Origin of the sequence: Rhodococcus sp. KRD197 (assembly GCF_017168235.1) — a bacterium.
GTDB lineage: Bacteria > Actinomycetota > Actinomycetes > Mycobacteriales > Mycobacteriaceae > Rhodococcoides.
On the sequence record NZ_JABFAO010000002.1, the window covers coordinates 259,263 to 276,848 of the forward strand.

Sequence of the window (17,586 nt, forward strand, 5' to 3'; positions counted from 1 at the left end):
GATACAGCTCTGTCGATATTGCTCTGTCGACACAGCTCGGTCGGGTACGGCTGGTGTTCGGCACAGTGTCCACCGAACCGACACGACTTCTCACGCAGCATCCTAGAGTGAAGCTGCGTGTGCCGATCACCATACTGGTGGGGTCGAACTAAACGATGCGGACCAGTATTTCCGAATGGCCGGCCCGGATGACGTCCCCGTCGGCAAGCTGCCAGTCCTGCACAGGTGCGCCGTTGACCGTGGTTCCGTTGGTCGAGCCGAGGTCGGAGAGCATCGCCACTCGACCATCCCACCGGATTTCCACATGACGCCGCGAAACACCGGTGTCGGGTAGCCGGAACTGGGCGTCCTGGCCGCGTCCGATGATGTTCTGGCCCTCGCGCAACTGGAAGTAGCGTCCGCTGCCGTCCTCGAGCTGCAGGGTCGCGGACAAGCCCTGGCCGGCGCCGTAGCTCGCGTCGTCGTACCCGTAGGACGACTGTTGCGGGTAGCCGGCCGTGGGGTAGCCGCCGGACTGCTGGTATCCACTCTGCGGCGGGTAGTCGTAGGCCGGCGCCTGATTGCCGGCGGGCTCGGCGTACGGCTGCTGGCCGTATGCCTGTTGGTCGTAGCCCTGCTGCTCGTAGCCTGGCTGGCCGTATGCCGGCTGTTCGTAACCTGGCTGGCCGTATGCCTGTTGGTCGTAGCCCGGCTCGGAGTACGCCTGCTGGCCGTAGGCCTGCCGCTCGTCGTAACCCCGCTGCTCGTAACCGGGCTGCTCGTAACCGGGTTGTCCGTATGCCTGCTGGCCGTACGCCCGCTGCTCGTCGTAACCCTGTTGTTCGTAGCCCGGCTGGCCGTATGCGGGCTGCTCATACTGCTCTTCGTGTACAGGAGCGCCCGCCGCGGGTGCGCCGTAACCGGCGGCGCCGTAGGGAGCACCGTTGCGATTGCCCTGGTCCGGCCCGTACGCGCGCGGGTCGTTGCCGTTTCGGGCGCGCGGATCGGGGCGAGAGCCGTCGGCCGGGTCACGCTGGGGGTCGTAGCCTGGGTTCTGCGTCATGTGGCCGGCTCCTGATGTCGACATGGGGTTCGCTGACGGGCGCGGAGGTCGCTGACCGGGCGCTGAGCTTGTCACGGGTACGGGGCTTTTCACCGGCGGTGATTGCACCGGTTTTGGTTTCTCGACCGGTGCTGGTGCTTTACCCGCCGCAAGCGGTGATCGTCCCACATCGGGGTCGACCGAACCACTGGCCCGGAATTGGCCCGTGTGCAATGTGGGCGATGGTTCGAATCGGACCACGACGTCGCCGTAGGTTTGCCAACCTTGGTCTCGGATGTAGTCCTGAAGGTGGCGTGAGAATGCTTTGTCGGTCAGATCGCGTTCCGCAGCCAGCTCGGCATGGTCGGAACTGTTGATCGTGATCACGTAACTGTTCGGCACCAGCAGATGTCCACCGTCGAGTGGCTGCACGCGGTCGGCGGCCTCTTGTTGGAGGGCTGCTTCTACTTCTTGTGGAACCACTCCGCCGCCGAAGACCCGGGCGAAGACGTCACCGACTGCGCCCTGGAGCTTTCGCTCGAACCGCTGGACAATGCCCATGGTGGCCTCTCCTCCCGGTGTCCGTGCCACGAGCGCGTGTCGTCTCGAGGTAGTCGTCCTCAGCATGATATACGTTGCGATTGGGCCGCTGACGCCTCCGCGGGCCCAGGCCATACGATTTCTTGGCGGCCGGATGTGCATGTTAATGTTCACCGGTCACCCGGGCGGGTGGCGGAATGGCAGACGCGCTGGCTTCAGGTGCCAGTGTCCTTCGGGACGTGGGGGTTCAAGTCCCCCTCCGCCCACCACACTGACCGCAGCTGATTCATTCGCTGCGGTCAGTAGTCATTTGAAGGGTCTTTCGGCGTTGCCGTTACGGCCGTCGAGTGGCGAAAAGCACACGCGAGCAACGTTCTTCGGGCATCGCGCTCAACGCGGAAGAGTCGCCGGGGTCGTGGAAACTACACCGATGTCATTGAATTGCCTCAGTCGGAATCACTATTCGGGCATGAGAAAGGCCTCGACGGGGTAGTTTTCTACTTTCCGGGGCGCCGACGCTGTCGCGATCGGTTTCGAAAGAGGGCGAGAGGCCCGCGCAGAGCCGGCCGAAACACCAGGTCGGGAGCCTTAATAGGCTTACCTTATTTGCGGTGTGGGCTAGGTGCTGACTTATCGTTTGTGGTTGGACCGACGTACCCATTGTCGGATCCGCCCGCACGACGTCCGCGCACTACCGAGAACCTACCCGTTCGAGGCTGGTTGAAGACCGTCGATCGGTGGTGCTGCTTCAACGGCGAACGGCACCGATCAACCGTCCGCGACGGCCGGCCACTCGCCGTGCCATCCGAACGAATTTGAAGGCTGGACTTATCCGAAGGCTAGGTATGAAGCACACTCCGGGCCCGCAAGGCCTCTACGACCCCCGAAACGAGCACGACTCCTGTGGTGTCGCATTCGTTGTGGACATGCATGGTCGTCGTAGTCGAGACATTGTCGAGAAGGCCATCACCGCGCTGGTCAACCTCGAGCACCGGGGCGCCGCCGGCTCCGAGCCGAACACCGGTGACGGCGCCGGCATTCTCATCCAGGTACCGGATGCGTTCTTCCGTGCCGTGGTCGACTTCGAGCTGCCCGCTGCGGGCGCATACGCCACCGGAATTGCATTTCTCCCCCAGGGCAAAGCCGACGTTGCACGTGCTTGCGAAGGTGTGAACAAGATCGTCGAAGACGAGGGCATGACCGTCCTCGGTTGGCGTGAAGTTCCCACCGATGATGCCTCCCTCGGAGCACTCGCCCGCGATGCCATGCCGACGTTCCGTCAGCTGTTTTTCGCCGCTCCCGATCACTCTGTTACCGACATGGACCTCGAGCGTCGCGCGTTCGTGATCCGCAAGCGGATCGAACACGAGCTCGGCGAAGAAGGCGCAGGCCAGGATGGCCCGGGCCGCGAAACCGTGTACTTCCCGTCGCTGTCCTCACAGACCTTCGTCTACAAGGGCATGCTGACGACTCCGCAGCTCAAGGGGTTCTACCTCGACCTGCAGGACGAGCGTGTCGTGAGTGCGCTGGGTCTCGTGCACTCCCGGTTCTCCACCAACACCTTCCCGTCGTGGCCGCTGGCGCACCCGTTCCGGCGCGTCGCCCACAACGGTGAAATCAACACCGCTACCGGCAACGAGAACTGGATGCGTGCCCGCGAGGCGCTCATCGAGTCCGACGTCTTCGGTGGCCCCGAGGCGTTGCGGAAGATCTTCCCCGTGGTCACCCACGGAGCCAGCGATACCGCGCGATTCGACGAGGTACTCGAGCTGCTGCACCTCGGTGGCCGCAGCCTCCCGCACTCCGTTCTGATGATGATCCCGGAGGCGTGGGAACGCCACGAGAGCATGGATCCGGCTCGTCGGGCCTTCTACCGCTACCACTCCGCTCTGATGGAGCCGTGGGACGGACCCGCATCTGTGTGCTTCACCGACGGCACCGTCATCGGTGCGGTTCTCGACCGCAACGGCCTGCGACCGAGCCGTCTGTGGGTCACCGACGACGGACTCGTCGTCATGGCGTCCGAGGTCGGCGTTCTCGACATCGACCCGTCCAAGGTTGTCCGCAAGGTACGCCTGCAGCCGGGCCGTATGTTCCTGGTCGACACCGCACAGGGCCGCATCGTCTCCGACGACGAGATCAAGGACGAACTCGCCGCCGAGCACCCCTACCAGCAGTGGCTCGACGAGGGTCTCACCGAGATCGACGATCTGCCCGCGCGTCCACACGTACACATGTCGCACGACAGGGTGTTGATTCGGCAGCAGATCTTCGGTTACACCACCGAGGAGCTGGACATGCTGGTCTCGCCGATGGCGAAGACCGGCGCAGAAGCCATCGGCTCCATGGGTACCGATACTCCGATCGCCGTGCTGTCGACCCGTCCGCGAATGCTCTTCGACTACTTCTCGCAGCTGTTTGCACAGGTCACCAATCCGCCGCTCGACGCCATCCGCGAGGAGATCGTCACCAGCCTCGGTAGCACCCTCGGTCCCGAGGGCGACCTGCTCGGACCGGGGCCCGACGCGTGCAAGCAGATCGTGCTGCCCACGCCGATCCTGCACAACGACGACCTAGCCAAGCTCGTGCACATCAACGACGACGGCACCCAGGAAGACCTCCGCTCGGTCGTCGTGCGCGGGTTGTACCCGGTGGCCGAGGGCGGCGAAGGCCTCCGAAAGTCATTGGAAGCCATCAGGGCTCAGGTTTCGGCTGCAATCTCCGGCGGCGCGCGAGTCATCGTGCTCTCCGACCGCGAGTCCAGCGAGAAGCTCGCGCCGATTCCGTCGCTGCTGCTGACCTCGGCGGTGCACCACCACCTGGTGCGCGAGAAGACGCGCACGCAGGTCGGTCTGATCGTCGAAGCCGGTGATGCCCGCGAGGTCCACCACATGGCACTGCTCGTCGGATTCGGTGCGGCAGCAGTCAACCCGTACATGGCATTCGAATCCATCGAAGACATGATCGAGCGGGGCGCCCTCACCGATATCGCGTTCGACAAGGCCGTCAGCAACTACATCAAGGCCGCCGGCAAGGGTGTGCTCAAGGTGATGTCCAAGATGGGCATCTCCACCCTCGCCTCCTACACCGGCGCCCAGCTGTTCCAGGTCATCGGTCTGTCGCAGGAACTGGTCGACGAGTACTTCACCGGGATCAACAGCCACCTCGGCGGCATCGACCTCGACCAGGTCGCGCAGGATGTTGCCACGCGCCACTCCGTCGCGTACCTGGACAACCGCCAGGAGCGCGCGCACCGCGAGCTCGAGACCGGCGGCGAGTACCAGTGGCGGCGCGAGGGTGAATACCACCTCTTCAACCCCGACACGGTGTTCAAGCTTCAGCACGCGACGCGCACGGGCCAGTACGACGTCTTCAAGGAATACACGAAGCTGGTCGACGATCAGTCCGAGCGCCTCGCCTCGCTGCGCGGCCTGTTCCGGTTCAAGACCGAAGAGCGCGAAGCTATTTCGATCGACGAAGTCGAGCCGGCATCGGAAATCGTCAAGCGGTTCTCGACGGGCGCGATGAGCTACGGTTCCATCTCCGCCGAAGCGCACGAGACACTCGCGATCGCGATGAACCGACTCGGTGGCCGGTCCAACTCCGGTGAGGGCGGCGAGAACGTCGATCGGTTCGAGCCGGACGAGAACGGTGACTGGCGTCGCAGTGCCATCAAGCAGGTTGCGTCGGGCCGCTTCGGTGTCACCTCGCACTACCTGACCAACTGCACCGACATCCAGATCAAGATGGCGCAGGGAGCCAAGCCCGGTGAGGGCGGCCAGCTTCCGGCGCACAAGGTCTACCCGTGGGTCGCCGAGGTTCGTCACTCGACGCCTGGTGTCGGATTGATTTCCCCTCCGCCTCACCACGACATCTACTCCATCGAGGATCTCGCGCAGCTGATCCACGATCTGAAGAACGCCAACCCCGAAGCCCGCATCCACGTGAAGCTGGTCTCCGAGGTCGGCGTCGGAACGGTTGCCGCGGGTGTTTCGAAGGCACACGCCGACGTGGTGCTCATCTCCGGCCACGACGGCGGGACGGGCGCAACGCCTCTCACCTCCGTCAAGCACGCAGGTGGGCCATGGGAGCTCGGCCTGGCCGAGACGCAGCAGACGTTGCTGCTCAACGGGCTTCGCGACCGGATCGTCGTCCAGGTCGACGGTCAGCTCAAGACCGGCCGTGACGTCATGGTTGCCGCACTGCTCGGCGGTGAGGAGTTCGGTTTCGCGACCGCCCCCCTCGTCGTCTCGGGCTGCATCATGATGCGCGTCTGCCACCTCGACACCTGCCCCGTGGGTGTCGCGACGCAGAACCCGGTACTGCGCAAGCGGTTCGCCGGCAAGCCGGAGTTCGTGGAGAACTTCTTCATGTACATCGCCGAAGAGGTTCGCGAACTGCTCGCCGAGCTTGGCTTCCGCACTCTGAACGAGGCAGTCGGCCAGGTCGGCCTGCTCGACACGACCGCCGCGAAGCAAGCGTGGAAGGCATCGAAGCTGGATCTGTCGCCGATCCTCGACGAGGTCGAATCGGCCTTCATGAACCAGAACCTCTACAACACAGGCGTTCAGGATCACGGGCTGGACAAGGCGCTCGATCAGCAGCTCATCGTGCAGAGCCGCAACGCGCTGGACAAGGGTGAGAAGGTCTCCTTCGAAACCAAGATCACCAACGTCAACCGCACCGTCGGCACCATGCTCGGACACGAGCTGACCAAGGCGTACGGCGGAGTCGGCTTGCCCGACAACACCATCGACATCACGTTCACCGGTTCAGCGGGCAACAGCTTCGGCGCCTTCGTACCGTCGGGCATGACACTGCGTCTGCACGGCGACGCGAACGACTTCGTCGGCAAGGGCCTCTCCGGTGGCCGCATCGTCATGCGCCCGTCGTTGAATGCGCCGAAGGGTTTCACCGCCGAGGACAACATCATCGGCGGAAACGTCTTCCTGTTCGGTGCGACGCAGGGCGAGGCCCTCATCCGCGGCGTCGTCGGTGAGCGGTTCGCCGTGCGCAACTCGGGTGCGGTGGCCGTCGTCGAAGGTGTCGGCGACCACGGTTGCGAATACATGACCGGCGGCAAGGTCGTCATCATCGGCGAGACCGGACGCAACTTCGGTGCCGGCATGTCCGGTGGCGTCGCGTTCGTCTTCGATCCGAACAAGACGTTCGAAGCCAACCTCAACACCGAACTGGTCGACATCGAAGGTATCGAGGGCGACGAATTCACGTGGCTCAAGGAGATTGTCACCCGTCACCACGACGAAACGGGATCCGAAGTCGCCGAGCGCATCCTCGCGGACTGGTCACAGCAGGTGAACCACTTCGTGAAGGTCATGCCGCGCGACTACAAGAAGGTACTGCTGGCCATCTCCGAAGCCGAGAAGAACGGCGCGGACGTGGACGAAGCGATCATGGAGGCAGCTCGTGGGTGACCCACAAGGATTTCTGAAGAACACCGTGCGCGAGTTGCCCAAGCGGCGACCCGTCGACCTGCGCCTGATGGACTGGAAAGAGGTCTACGAGGACTTCTCGAAGGACACTCTCAAGACGCAGGCCAGCCGATGCATGGATTGTGGAATCCCGTTCTGCCACAATGGCTGCCCGCTGGGGAACCTCATCCCGGAGTGGAACGACCTGGTCTACAAGGACAGGTGGCGCGAAAGCATCGACCGCCTGCACGCGACCAACAACTTCCCGGAGTTCACCGGGCGGCTGTGCCCGGCGCCGTGCGAGGCGTCGTGTGTGCTTGGCATCAACCAGGATCCGGTGACCATCAAGCAGGTGGAAGTCGAGATCATCGACAATGCGTTCGAGGAAGGCTGGGTCACACCCGTCTACCCGACGCACCTGACCGGCAAGACCGTCGCGGTCGTCGGCTCCGGGCCGGCGGGACTCGCTGCGGCGCAGCAGCTCACGCGTGCCGGGCACACCGTCACCGTCTTCGAACGGGCCGATCGCGTCGGCGGCTTGCTCCGCTACGGCATCCCCGAGTTCAAGATGGAGAAGCGGCACATCGATCGCCGTCTGGCGCAGATGGAAGCCGAGGGCACGGTCTTCCGCACCGGAGTCAACGTCGGTGTCGACATTTCTGCCGAGGATCTTCGGGCACAGTTCGATGCCGTCGTGCTCTCCGGCGGAGCCACCATGTGGCGCGATCTCCCCATCGAGGGTCGCGAACTCGAAGGCATCTACCAGGCCATGGAGTTCCTGCCCCCGGCCAACCGCGTGCAGCAAGGTGACTACGCCGAGCCGCCCGTCAGTGCCAAGGGCAAAAAGGTCGTCATCATCGGCGGCGGCGACACCGGCGCGGACTGCCTCGGTACCTCGCACCGCCAGGGCGCGGCAAGTGTGCACCAGTTCGAGATCATGGCGCGGCCGCCGGAGGAGCGCGCGACCTCGACGCCGTGGCCGCTGTACCCACTGATGTACCGCGTCGCGTCCGCGCACGAGGAAGGCGGGGAGCGGGTCTTCTCCGTCAACACCGAGCGATTCGTCGGCCAGGACGGCAAGGTCACTGCACTCCAAGCACACGAGGTCGAGTTCAAGGGTGGCAAGTTCGAGAAGATCGAGGGCAGCGAGTTCACCCTCGAAGCGGATCTCGTGCTGCTGGCCATGGGCTTCGTCGGCCCCGAGAAGCCGGGTCTGCTGACCGATCTCGGTGTAGATCTCAACGAGCGCGGCAACGTCAAGCGCACCGACGAGTGGGTCACCAACGTGCCCGGCGTGTTCGTCGCCGGCGACATGGGACGCGGACAGTCGCTCATCGTGTGGGCCATCGCGGAGGGTCGCGCCTGCGCGGCCGCCGTCGACACGTTCCTCGAGGGCGAAACTGCGCTGCCTGCACCTATCGTCCCCACCCAGGCGCCGCAGCGGTAGTTCTTCGGCTAGCTTCTTTCGGCACGCTTCTTTCGGCACGCTTCTTTCGGCATGAATGGGCCATTGCAACGGTTAGACGGTTGCAATGGCCCATTCATGCGTTCAGGGAGCGTGATATCTCACAAATCCAGGTAACTTCCGTTTACCGGGTGGGCATCGTTTCGACATCGGCGGCTGGAATCGTCGCGCTGGTACGAAGTTGAAGTGTTGGTTACCAGTGAGGCCGCTACATGCGTGTGAACAAGCTATTCGCCACCGTCGGTGTCATCGGAGCGGTCGTAGCCGGAATTTCGGTCTCGGCGTCGCCGACGGCAGTGGCCGATCCGGGCGATTGCCCCAGTTTGTATGTGGTGGCGGTACCGGGCACCTGGGAGACCAGTTCGGGCGCAGCTCCGAAACCGGGCATGCTGACTCAGGTCACCGATCGGCTCGCGAGCTCCGATATCCGCACCGACTACGTCTCATATCCAGCCACCGCCTTCCCCTGGGAGGGCGGAATCTACGGTGAGTCCCGCGCAGTCGCGACGGCCAATGCGGGCTCGATGATCAAGGCTATGGCCGACCGCTGCGGCGCAACGCGATTCGGAATCATCGGATACAGCCAGGGAGCCGACGCAGCGGGTGACCTCGCGGCGTCCATCGGCAGCGGGCTGGGCGTCGTTCCTGCCGACCGGGTGGCGGCCGTCGGGTTGATCTCCGATCCGAAGCGGTCCGACTCGGATGCGCTCGTGGGCCCGGATGTCGTCGGAACCGGTGTCGGAGGACCGCGCGTCGGGGGCTTCGGGGCCGTCAGCCCGGTGGTCCGCACCTTCTGTGCCGTCGGTGATCTGTACTGCTCGACACCGAAGGACGACTATGTCGCACGGCTCGCCGGCTTCCTGGCGGTGTCGTCGAATCCCGATCCCGATGTGGTTGCCGAGACCCAGCAGGATGTTGGTGTACTGCTCGGAGACATCGCATCGGCGGGCGGACTGCCGGTGCTGCAGGGCCAGCTCAGCGACCAGGCGAACGAACAGCGGCGACGCGAAATCGAGGCCTTCTACCGTTCGGGTGTGCATCAGGAATACGGCTCGTACGCTGTCGATGCCAACGGCACCAGCGCGACGGCGTGGCTGGCGAACTACCTGGTCGGCGCCTCGCGCATGTGAGCGGAAATACGGGCTTGGCTATGTATTTTCACGCACATGCGGCGCCAGCCGCTGATTCCTGAGCAGCAGGAACACCACCAGCGCGGACAGGGTCATACCGCCCGCGCACCAGAGCGCCGCGAGTTCGAGTCCGTCGATGAAGCTCGTTGCCGCAAGCTCTCGGAGTGCGTCGTTCAGAGGTGGCGGTAGAAGGTCGGCGACGGCGATGCCGCCACCGATCGTCTCCGACGCCGGTCCGGCGATCTCCGGGGGAGTCCCCGGCGGGAGGGCCCCCTGGACCCCGTTGCGATAGACGGTGGTCCCGATGGTTCCGAGGATCGCGATGCCGACTGCGCCACCGAGTTCTGCTCCGGTCTCCGACAGTGCCGACGCAGCACCGGCCTTCTCAGGAGCTGCTGCGGTGAGCACGATATCGGAGTTGAGCGTCGATGCTGCGCCGATGCCCAAAGTCAGGAGCGACATTCCGATGATCAGCAGCCCCGTTCCGGAGTCCGTGCCGACATAGCTGAGGGTCAGTGATCCGATCGCGATGAGAAGCAGACCACCGACGATGATCGATCGCGTCGAGATCAGCCTGCTCAGTGGCGGTGCGAGGGTGGCGCCCACACCCGCGGCAACGGCTGGGATGAGCAGCCACAAACCGGCGGCCAGCGGGCCGAGCCCGACGATCAGCTGCAGGTACTGAGAGGCGAACAGGCTGAACCCGGTGAGCGAGAAAATCACGAGGAACTGAGAGAATACGGCTGCGCCGAAGGCTCGTTCGGCGAACAGGGTGATGTCGATCAGCGGATGCTTCGCGCGCTGCTGCCGGAGCACGAAGAGGTATCCAAGGATCAGACCCGCCGTGGAAGAGGCGATCGTCGCGGCGTCGAAGCCCTCCTGTGCGCCATGCTTGATCGCGTACACGATAGCGAGCATCGAGGCGATGGACAACGCGACGCCGAGCGGGTCGAACTTGCCCGGATTCGGGTCCTTGAACTCAGGGACCAGCAGTGGAGCCGAAATGAGCAGCACCACCATCACCGGAATGTTGATCAGGAACACCGATCCCCACCAGAAGTGCTCGAGCAGGAATCCACCGATCACGGGCCCCAATGCCCCGCCGCCGGCGAACCCGGCCGTCCACAGTCCGATCGCCTCCTTCCGCTGCTTCGCATCGTGAAACATGTTGCGGATCAGCGAAAGTGTGCTCGGAGCGATAGTCGCACCACCGACACCGAGGAGCGCGCGTGCGACCAGCAGCATCTCCGGTGTCGTCGAGAACGCTGCGATCAAGGACGCGGCACCGAAGATCGACGCGCCGATCATCAACAGCCGTCGGCGACCGATCCGGTCACCGACGGAACCCATGGTGATGAGGAGCCCGGCGAGAAAGAACCCGTACAGATCGAGGATCCACAGAGTCTGATTGCTACTCGGTTCGAGATCGGCTGCCACCGCGGGCAACGCCAAGTACAGCACCGAGATGTCCATCGACACGAGAAGAATCGGGATGACGAGCACGCTCAGCCCGAACCAGTCTCGCCGTGTCGCCTTCAGCGTTGTGCCGTCCACGCCGTCCCCTTTGCTCGGATGTACCGCTGAAGTATTTCATCCGAAAAAGTCGAACCGGTTGGGCGTCCCGCAGTCAGGCGTAGGGGGGCGCTGAAGGTTTCGTCGAATCCCAGGCTGTGTCGTGGTGGGAGGTTTCCCCGCGGGCGACCGTGCTCCGGAAGACGAGACCGGAAACGATCAGCAGCACGGCGGTCAGAGCTATCGCCAACCAGCCTGTCGATGTCATCGAGCCGTACCCGATTTCGCGTGCCCCCGCGGCCGTGTAGGCCATCGGCATGAACGATGCCAGCTGACCCCAGATCGCGGCGCTGCCAGCGTATGCGGCGCCGCATACGACGACCTGGATCATCAGAAGCGCCACGTTGACGGCTTGTCCGACGGTGGCGCCGAGCAGTCGTTGGATCGAACCGGCGGCAGCGAGATAGGCGGCAGCAGAGACGACGAGGAAGGCTCCAGCTGCGAGAATGGCACCGATTCCGGCCTCAGGTGCGGTGAACGCGAAGGCCACCGCAGCGCAGATACCAAGGGCGAGGACGGCCACAGCAGCGGCGACCCAGCGGAACCGGGATTCGAAGCTGAGTACCCGCACCAGGCTGACAGCGCCGACGGCTCCGACAGCGACGAGAGCAGCAATGAGGTACGGCGCGACCGGTGTCGAGGACCCGCCAACTCCTGAACTGACGCCCGCTGCAGCGACACCCGAGGAGGAGTCGGTCACCGAGCCCCGCGCCGCCATCTCCTTCGCAGTCGGCAGGGCAGTCGTGGCGTCCTGCACGCTGGACTGAATATTGCTGACGATCCCCGACACGGGACCGACAGCCGTCACCAGCTGGTCGGTTCCGGCGCGCAACTGAGCGCCACCGTCGTCGAGCTGGCCGAGACCGTCACGCAGCTGCACCGTGGCGTCGCCGAGCTGGCCGGTAGCGGTCAGGAACTGGCTGGATGGGTCGTTGAGCTCGCCGGACAGCTGACGGGCACCGTCCTTGAGCATCTGAAGCTGGTCGAGCGTCGACGGTCCGAAACCCTCGCTGTTCAACGTGTCGATGGCAGCCCGAATTTCACCGGAAATGGCGTCGGATCCGGGGTGGGGGTAGCGATCGACCTGCTGGGCTGCCGCTTCGAGCTTGCCGGTGAACTCGGCCTGCTGAGCCCCGAATCCGGCGAGGCGGTCGACCAGTTCATCTACTCCGCCGCTGACCAGTGACGCTCCGCCGCCCAGCTGGTCGATTCCGGCGCGATACTGACCGAAACCGTCGGCCAACTGGATTGTGCCGTCGTGAGCCTGCGTGATGCCGTCGGTGAGCTGAACGACACCGTCGTTGAGCTGCACGCCGCCGTCGGTCAGCTGAGTGACACCGCCGGAGAGGAAGCTGATGGGCAACCCGGCTTCCTGCAGACTCCGCCGCGAATCCGACAGCGGGTCTCCTGTTGCGCCCTGCGCCGCACCGGTCGTCTCACCCGTCGCACCGGCATCGCTCGAGGCGAGAGCAGGCTCGGTGGCCGGGGTCAGGTCGTAGCCTGCGCCCAAGGCGAATGCACCGGCAGCTACCAGCGGGAAGGCGATGGCGACGAGCGCAGCGGTGGGTTGGCGAAGGATGCCGAGTTTAGCCATAGTGAAATCGAGGCTAACGTGCCGTGAGGGTTGCCCCGACCACACAATCGTGCAGAACGGTCCAAAAACCGCCGCTGAAATGGGACTTTAAGGACTCTATGAGGATTCTGCGCCGACTCCATCGAAGGTTGGACCCTCCGTCGAGGTCACGGGCGGTTGCGCGGCAGTAGATCCCACACGTGCTGGGTTTCGTTGATCGACGCGACGGAGCGTTTCCCGTTGCGGGAGAACAACACCCGGGTGATCGAGCAGTAGTCGATGGGGAAGCCGAGAACGGTGGGCGTCTGCAAGATGTCCTGCAGCAGGACATTGACGACGCCGCCGTGTGCGAAGACGACCACGCTGTCGGTGTGTTCGATGCCGTCCACTGCAGCAGCGATCCCGTCGAGCACCCGCGCGCGGAAGGCACGTTCGTCGACCTGTTCGGGGAGGTGTCCCGCCTTGATGCGCTCGTAGGCCTCGGCGAATTCGGTTCGCGCGTCCTCGATGGGGATGTACGCGTCGAAGTCGCGGTCGTACTCGGTCAGGCGTTCGTCGGATTCGAGCGAGAGGCCGAGCCGAGATGCCAATGCGGTGCCGGTCTGCAGCGCCCGTAGTTGAGTGCTCGAGACCGTCCTGGCGATCGGGAACCTGGCCAGGGCTTCGTGCATGCGGGAGGCCTGCTCGTGACCGAGTTCGGCGAGTGGTGGGTCCGCGGAATCCTCGGAACGCTGGGGGAGCGCGTGGCGTACCAGAATCAGCTGCACGGCACACACTTAACCACGGGTCAGCGAGCGGGGTTACTCGCCTGCCAGAACCACGAGATAGCCGTCGGGATCGCGGAGCCACAGCTCGCGGTGCCCGGCGTTCGGGTTGAAATGCACAGCGGTCACGATGGTGTCGCTATCGCGGAGGCAGTGCGTTGCACGATCGATTTCGTCGACGAGGAACCAGAGCGCCACACCATTGCCGAGCGGTACGCCGACCTCGCCGATTGCTTCGTGGTGGTGCCCCTCGTCCAGAAGGTGAAGTTGTAGCACCATCTCGCCGTCGACCAGCAACTGCTCGTACTCGCTGCCGCCGTGCCCGCTCGTCGCGCCGAGTATTCGCTGATACCAGCGGCTGGCGCGCTCGACATCGGTGACTGCAATCATCGGCTGAGGCTTCATTGCTGGGACTCTATGTAGTCGGCGAATCCGGTGGCTTGGACAAATGGTTACTGCGATTGCATGGGCCTAGCGAACCACGAGCCCGCGGCCACTGCGGACGACCATCGTTCGGAACGCCTGGACCTGGCTCGGGGACTGGCGGTGCGACCAGACCATACCGATGCGGCGTCGTGCCGCCGGGCTGTCGATGCGGACTTCGACTGTGTCGGGTCCGTGGTCTCGAAGCCGCGGCAGGATGCTGATACCCAGACCAGCGCCGACGAGTCCGCGGAGCGTGTGAATGTCCTGGCCCTCGAATGCGATGTCGGGTGTGAATCCCGCCTGCGACCAGAGTTCATCGCAGATCGATCGCATCCCGAATCCGTGGCCCATCGCGATGTAGCTTTCGCTCGCGGTGTCGGTCAGATCGACCGAGCGCGCGCCGGCGAGCCGATGATCGGCCGGGACCACCAGGACCAGACGCTCGTCGTAGAGCTGGAAGGACGTCTCGGGGGTGTGCTCGCTGCTGAGTGCAACGAACGCGAGATCCGCTTGCCCTTCGTCGAGCCTGTTCAGGCAGCGCGCTCGAGCGCCTTGGTCGAGCTCGAACGTCACAGCGGGGTGATCGTTCTTGAACGACCTGATGAGGGCGGGCACGATGTCCTCGCCGAGGGTGTTCTGGAAGCTGATGGAGATCCGGCCGCGGGCACGCGCGTCGTGCTCGCTCATCGCGTCGAGGCCGGCCTCGAGGTCGACGACGACCCGTTGCAGATACGGCACGAGGGTTCGGCCGGTTGCCGTGAGGGCGATTCCGCGGCCACGCCGCTCGACGATGTCTACCCCGAGCAGTGCCGATGCGCGAGTCATCTGACGGCTGACGGTCGGCTGCGGGATACCGAGGAGGTGAGCTGCCTCGGTGATGTGTTCGGTCTCGGCGACGGCGAGCAGTGTCGGGATGAGCGGAAGAAGTTCACGTGCCTCGTCGCGAATCATATGACAAACGTATGGGATCGCGGGTCTTCATGCATTGGACTCATGTAGTTGCGCGTCCTAACGTCGTCCGGGTGAGTTCGACGACGGATACGACGACGTGGGAAGGGCACCCACGCGGCTCCCGTGAGTACAAGCGTCTGGTGGCGGCGCTCCTGTTCGCCGGCATCGCGACATTCGCGCAGCTCTACTCGGTCCAGGGCATTCTTCCACTCATCGCGTCGAACCTGCAGATCACGCCGTCGCAATCCTCGTTGACGGTTGGGCTGGCCACCGTCGGAGTCGCGGTGGCGGTTCTGCCGTGGTCGGTCGTCGCCGACCGCATCGGCCGAGTGAAGGCGATGACCATCTCGATCGTCACGGCAACGGTGCTGGGGTTGATCGTCCCGCTGTCGTCGTCACTGCCGATGCTGCTCTCGGTCAGGTTCCTCGAGGGGTTGGCTCTGGGTGGTCTCCCGGCCATCGCAATCGCATATCTGAGCGAGGAAGTGCACCCCAGATTCACCGCTCTGGCGGCAGCAACCTACGTGTCCGGTACGACGCTCGGTGGACTTCTCGGACGGGTCGTCGCCGGCCCCGTCGCCGAGTTCACCGATTGGCGAATCGGAACGATGACCGTCTCCCTCGTCGCTGCGGTGGCCGCGGTGCTGTTTCTCGTGTTGGCGCCGAAACCCCGGCGCTTTCGCGGGCATGTCGAGGACGGCCCGTCCGTGACCACGCGGCTGTGGGCAAACCTGAAGGATCCGGGAATGCTCGCGCTGTACGCGCAGGGCTTTCTGCTGATGGGCGGGTTCGTCGCGGTCTACAACTTCTTGGGTTTCCGCCTCAACGGTGAACCGTTCGGCCTGCCGCAGTCGGCCATCAGCCTGATCTTCGTCGCATATCTGAGCGGCACGGTGTCGTCACGGGTGGCAGGTCAGCTGGCGGTGAAGTTCGATCGTGGACCCGTGCTGGCCGGATCCACGGCCGTCATGATCGCCGGCGTCGCCCTGACCATCAGCGATAACCTTGTCGTCATCCTGACCGGTCTCGTCGTGTTCACCGTCGGCTTCTTCGCCGCCCACGCCATCGCGTCGGGCTGGACCGGGCAGCGCGCCGTGGTCGGTCGCGCGCAGGCGACATCGCTGTACAACCTGTTCTACTACGGCGGATCCAGCGTCGTCGGCTGGGGCGGCGGCGTGATCTTCCAGCAGTTCGGCTGGACAGCGATGGCAGTGACGGTCATGGGTCTGGCACTGCTCGCCGCTGCCGTGATGCGTTTCGCGCATCAGCCAAGCGTTCGTCAGCCAAGCGCTGATCAGCCCATGGCGCCCCAGCCGACGTAGGCGGCGATGTCCAGGTAGCCCGTCACACGCGCGTGGTCGCGTACCGGGTACGGACGGCCCGTGTAGTGGATGGAAATGCGGTCGATGTCGACCAGGCCGGGGTCGTCCTGCAACGTGACGGTGCCGTGCACCGTCAGGTGGGTGTACCAGCTGGCCTCGTCCAACACCGACAGCGAGACCTTCGGATTGGCTCGGATGTGCTCGAGGCGTTTGCGGTCCGCCTGGAAGTTCAGCACGATCTTGCCGTCCTCCCACAGGTACCAGGTGGGTGCTGTGATGGGAGTTCCGTCCGCTCGGACGACGGCCATGACGGCAGGGTTGGGCTTCTTCAGCATCTCGACGGCGTTGTCGGGCAATGGTGGTTTCGGCATACGCGTAAGCCTAGGGCGAAACCGATCACCGCTGCGATTTGTACGATATGGGTAATGACGACGAATACGCGTACGCCCTCTACGTCCAATGACGATGAGCGCGCGCGAACAAGACCGCCTGCTCCCGAGCTGGTTGCCAACGTGGTCCGCGGCGGCGCCATCGGCCTGGCGGAGACGATTCCCGGGGTCTCGGGCGGCACCGTGGCCCTCATCACGGGCATCTACCCCCGTGCCATCGCCTCGGCCAAGCACCTCACCGATGTACCCAAGGCATTGGCGCTGCGTTCGGACTGGCGTGGCGCGCTGCGCCAAGTGGATTGGTGGCTGATCGGCCCGGTCGCGCTGGGCATGGTGCTGATGGTGTTCTCGGTCGCGGGGATCATGGCAGATTTCGTCACCAACCAGCCCACTTATTCGAAAGCCCTGTTCATGGGCATGATTGCGATGTCGGTGGCGATCCCGTTCTTGGAGATCCGGCCAGGGGCCTTCCCTACCGTCCGATCACGAATGACCGCAGCGGGCCTGTTCGTCATCCTCGCCACCGGGGTCATCATTCTCACGTCGCTGCCCAGGGGCGAAAGCACCGACCCGTCGCTGATCCTGGTGTTCGCCGCCGCGACGGTCGCCATCTGCGCTCTCGTGCTGCCCGGGGTCTCAGGATCCTTCTTTCTTCTCGTCATCGGCCTCTATGCCCCGACGCTGGCAGCCGTCGACAATCGAGACGTGTCGTATCTGGCTGTCTTCGCGCTCGGAGCGGTGGTCGGACTCGTCACCTTCGTGCGCGTGCTGGAGTGGTTGCTGGCGAACTTCTACAACCTCGCGATGATCGCCTCGGCCGGGTTGCTCCTGGGGTCGCTGCGCGCACTCTGGCCATGGCAGGCCGAGGACGGCTCACTGCTCGCGATCGGCGACGACTGGCCCGGGGCCCTCGGACTGTTCATCGTCGGCGTTCTGGTGGTCTCCGTCGTCGCAATCATCCAGCGTCGCCTGGCCAGCAAACACGCGCGTACTGCCTGACC

At 64.6% G+C, this 17,586-nt stretch carries 12 protein-coding genes and 1 tRNA gene; 6 read left to right on the forward strand and 7 right to left on the reverse strand.

Features of this window, described 5'->3' with window-relative positions:
* Positions 1 to 148: 148 nt before the first annotated feature.
* Positions 149 to 1,582, reverse strand: a complete 1,434-nt coding sequence (locus J1M86_RS03485) for a DUF3662 and FHA domain-containing protein (protein ID WP_206508832.1) — start codon at positions 1,580 to 1,582, stop codon at positions 149 to 151.
* Positions 1,583 to 1,744: 162 nt separating this feature from the next.
* Here J1M86_RS03485 and J1M86_RS03490 point away from each other — a divergent pair.
* The 4 genes from J1M86_RS03490 to J1M86_RS03505 all read left to right on the forward strand — a co-directional run bounded on the left by J1M86_RS03490 (position 1,745) and on the right by J1M86_RS03505 (position 9,588).
* Positions 1,745 to 1,830, forward strand: a tRNA-Leu gene (locus J1M86_RS03490).
* 576 nt (positions 1,831 to 2,406) lie between these two features.
* The gene (gene gltB, locus J1M86_RS03495) at positions 2,407 to 6,996 is read left to right on the forward strand and encodes a glutamate synthase large subunit (protein ID WP_206508833.1); all 4,590 of its coding nucleotides are present in this window, start codon (positions 2,407 to 2,409) and stop codon (positions 6,994 to 6,996) included.
* Entirely contained in the window at positions 6,989 to 8,440 is a 1,452-nt protein-coding gene (locus J1M86_RS03500; RefSeq protein ID WP_206508834.1) for a glutamate synthase subunit beta, read from the forward strand. The genes gltB and J1M86_RS03500 overlap by 8 nt, the downstream gene beginning before the upstream one ends.
* A 230-nt stretch (positions 8,441 to 8,670) precedes the next feature.
* Entirely contained in the window at positions 8,671 to 9,588 is a 918-nt protein-coding gene (locus tag J1M86_RS03505; protein WP_206508835.1) for a cutinase family protein, read from the forward strand.
* Between the two features lie 18 nt (positions 9,589 to 9,606).
* Here J1M86_RS03505 and J1M86_RS03510 read toward each other — a convergent pair whose 3' ends face one another.
* The 5 genes from J1M86_RS03510 to J1M86_RS03530 form a co-directional block, all read right to left on the reverse strand.
* Positions 9,607 to 11,142: an MFS transporter gene (locus tag J1M86_RS03510; RefSeq protein WP_206508836.1), complete on the reverse strand. Its 1,536-nt coding sequence runs from the start codon at positions 11,140 to 11,142 to the stop codon at positions 9,607 to 9,609.
* A 73-nt stretch (positions 11,143 to 11,215) separates the two neighbouring features.
* Entirely contained in the window at positions 11,216 to 12,754 is a 1,539-nt protein-coding gene (locus tag J1M86_RS03515) for a phage infection protein (RefSeq protein WP_206508837.1), read from the reverse strand.
* Between the two features lie 146 nt (positions 12,755 to 12,900).
* Positions 12,901 to 13,500 carry a histidine phosphatase family protein gene (locus J1M86_RS03520; RefSeq protein WP_206508838.1) on the reverse strand — a complete coding sequence of 200 codons (600 nt, stop codon included), beginning with the start codon at positions 13,498 to 13,500 and terminating at the stop codon, positions 12,901 to 12,903.
* Positions 13,501 to 13,533: 33 nt separating this feature from the next.
* The gene (locus J1M86_RS03525; RefSeq protein WP_206508839.1) at positions 13,534 to 13,902 is read right to left on the reverse strand and encodes a VOC family protein; all 369 of its coding nucleotides are present in this window, start codon (positions 13,900 to 13,902) and stop codon (positions 13,534 to 13,536) included.
* A gap of 66 nt (positions 13,903 to 13,968) precedes the next feature.
* Positions 13,969 to 14,874, reverse strand: coding sequence for a LysR family transcriptional regulator (locus tag J1M86_RS03530; protein WP_206508840.1), 906 nt, complete (start codon positions 14,872 to 14,874; stop codon positions 13,969 to 13,971).
* Between the two features lie 71 nt (positions 14,875 to 14,945).
* Between J1M86_RS03530 and J1M86_RS03535 the strand changes: the two genes are divergently transcribed.
* The gene (locus tag J1M86_RS03535; RefSeq protein ID WP_206508841.1) at positions 14,946 to 16,196 is read left to right on the forward strand and encodes an MFS transporter; all 1,251 of its coding nucleotides are present in this window, start codon (positions 14,946 to 14,948) and stop codon (positions 16,194 to 16,196) included.
* Here J1M86_RS03535 and J1M86_RS03540 read toward each other — a convergent pair.
* Positions 16,169 to 16,567, reverse strand: coding sequence for a TIGR03618 family F420-dependent PPOX class oxidoreductase (locus J1M86_RS03540; RefSeq protein WP_206508842.1), 399 nt, complete (start codon positions 16,565 to 16,567; stop codon positions 16,169 to 16,171). The genes J1M86_RS03535 and J1M86_RS03540 overlap by 28 nt on opposite strands.
* A gap of 54 nt (positions 16,568 to 16,621) precedes the next feature.
* Between J1M86_RS03540 and J1M86_RS03545 the strand changes: the two genes are divergently transcribed.
* Positions 16,622 to 17,584: a DUF368 domain-containing protein gene (locus J1M86_RS03545; protein WP_206508843.1), complete on the forward strand. Its 963-nt coding sequence runs from the start codon at positions 16,622 to 16,624 to the stop codon at positions 17,582 to 17,584.
* Positions 17,585 to 17,586: the final 2 nt, after the last annotated feature.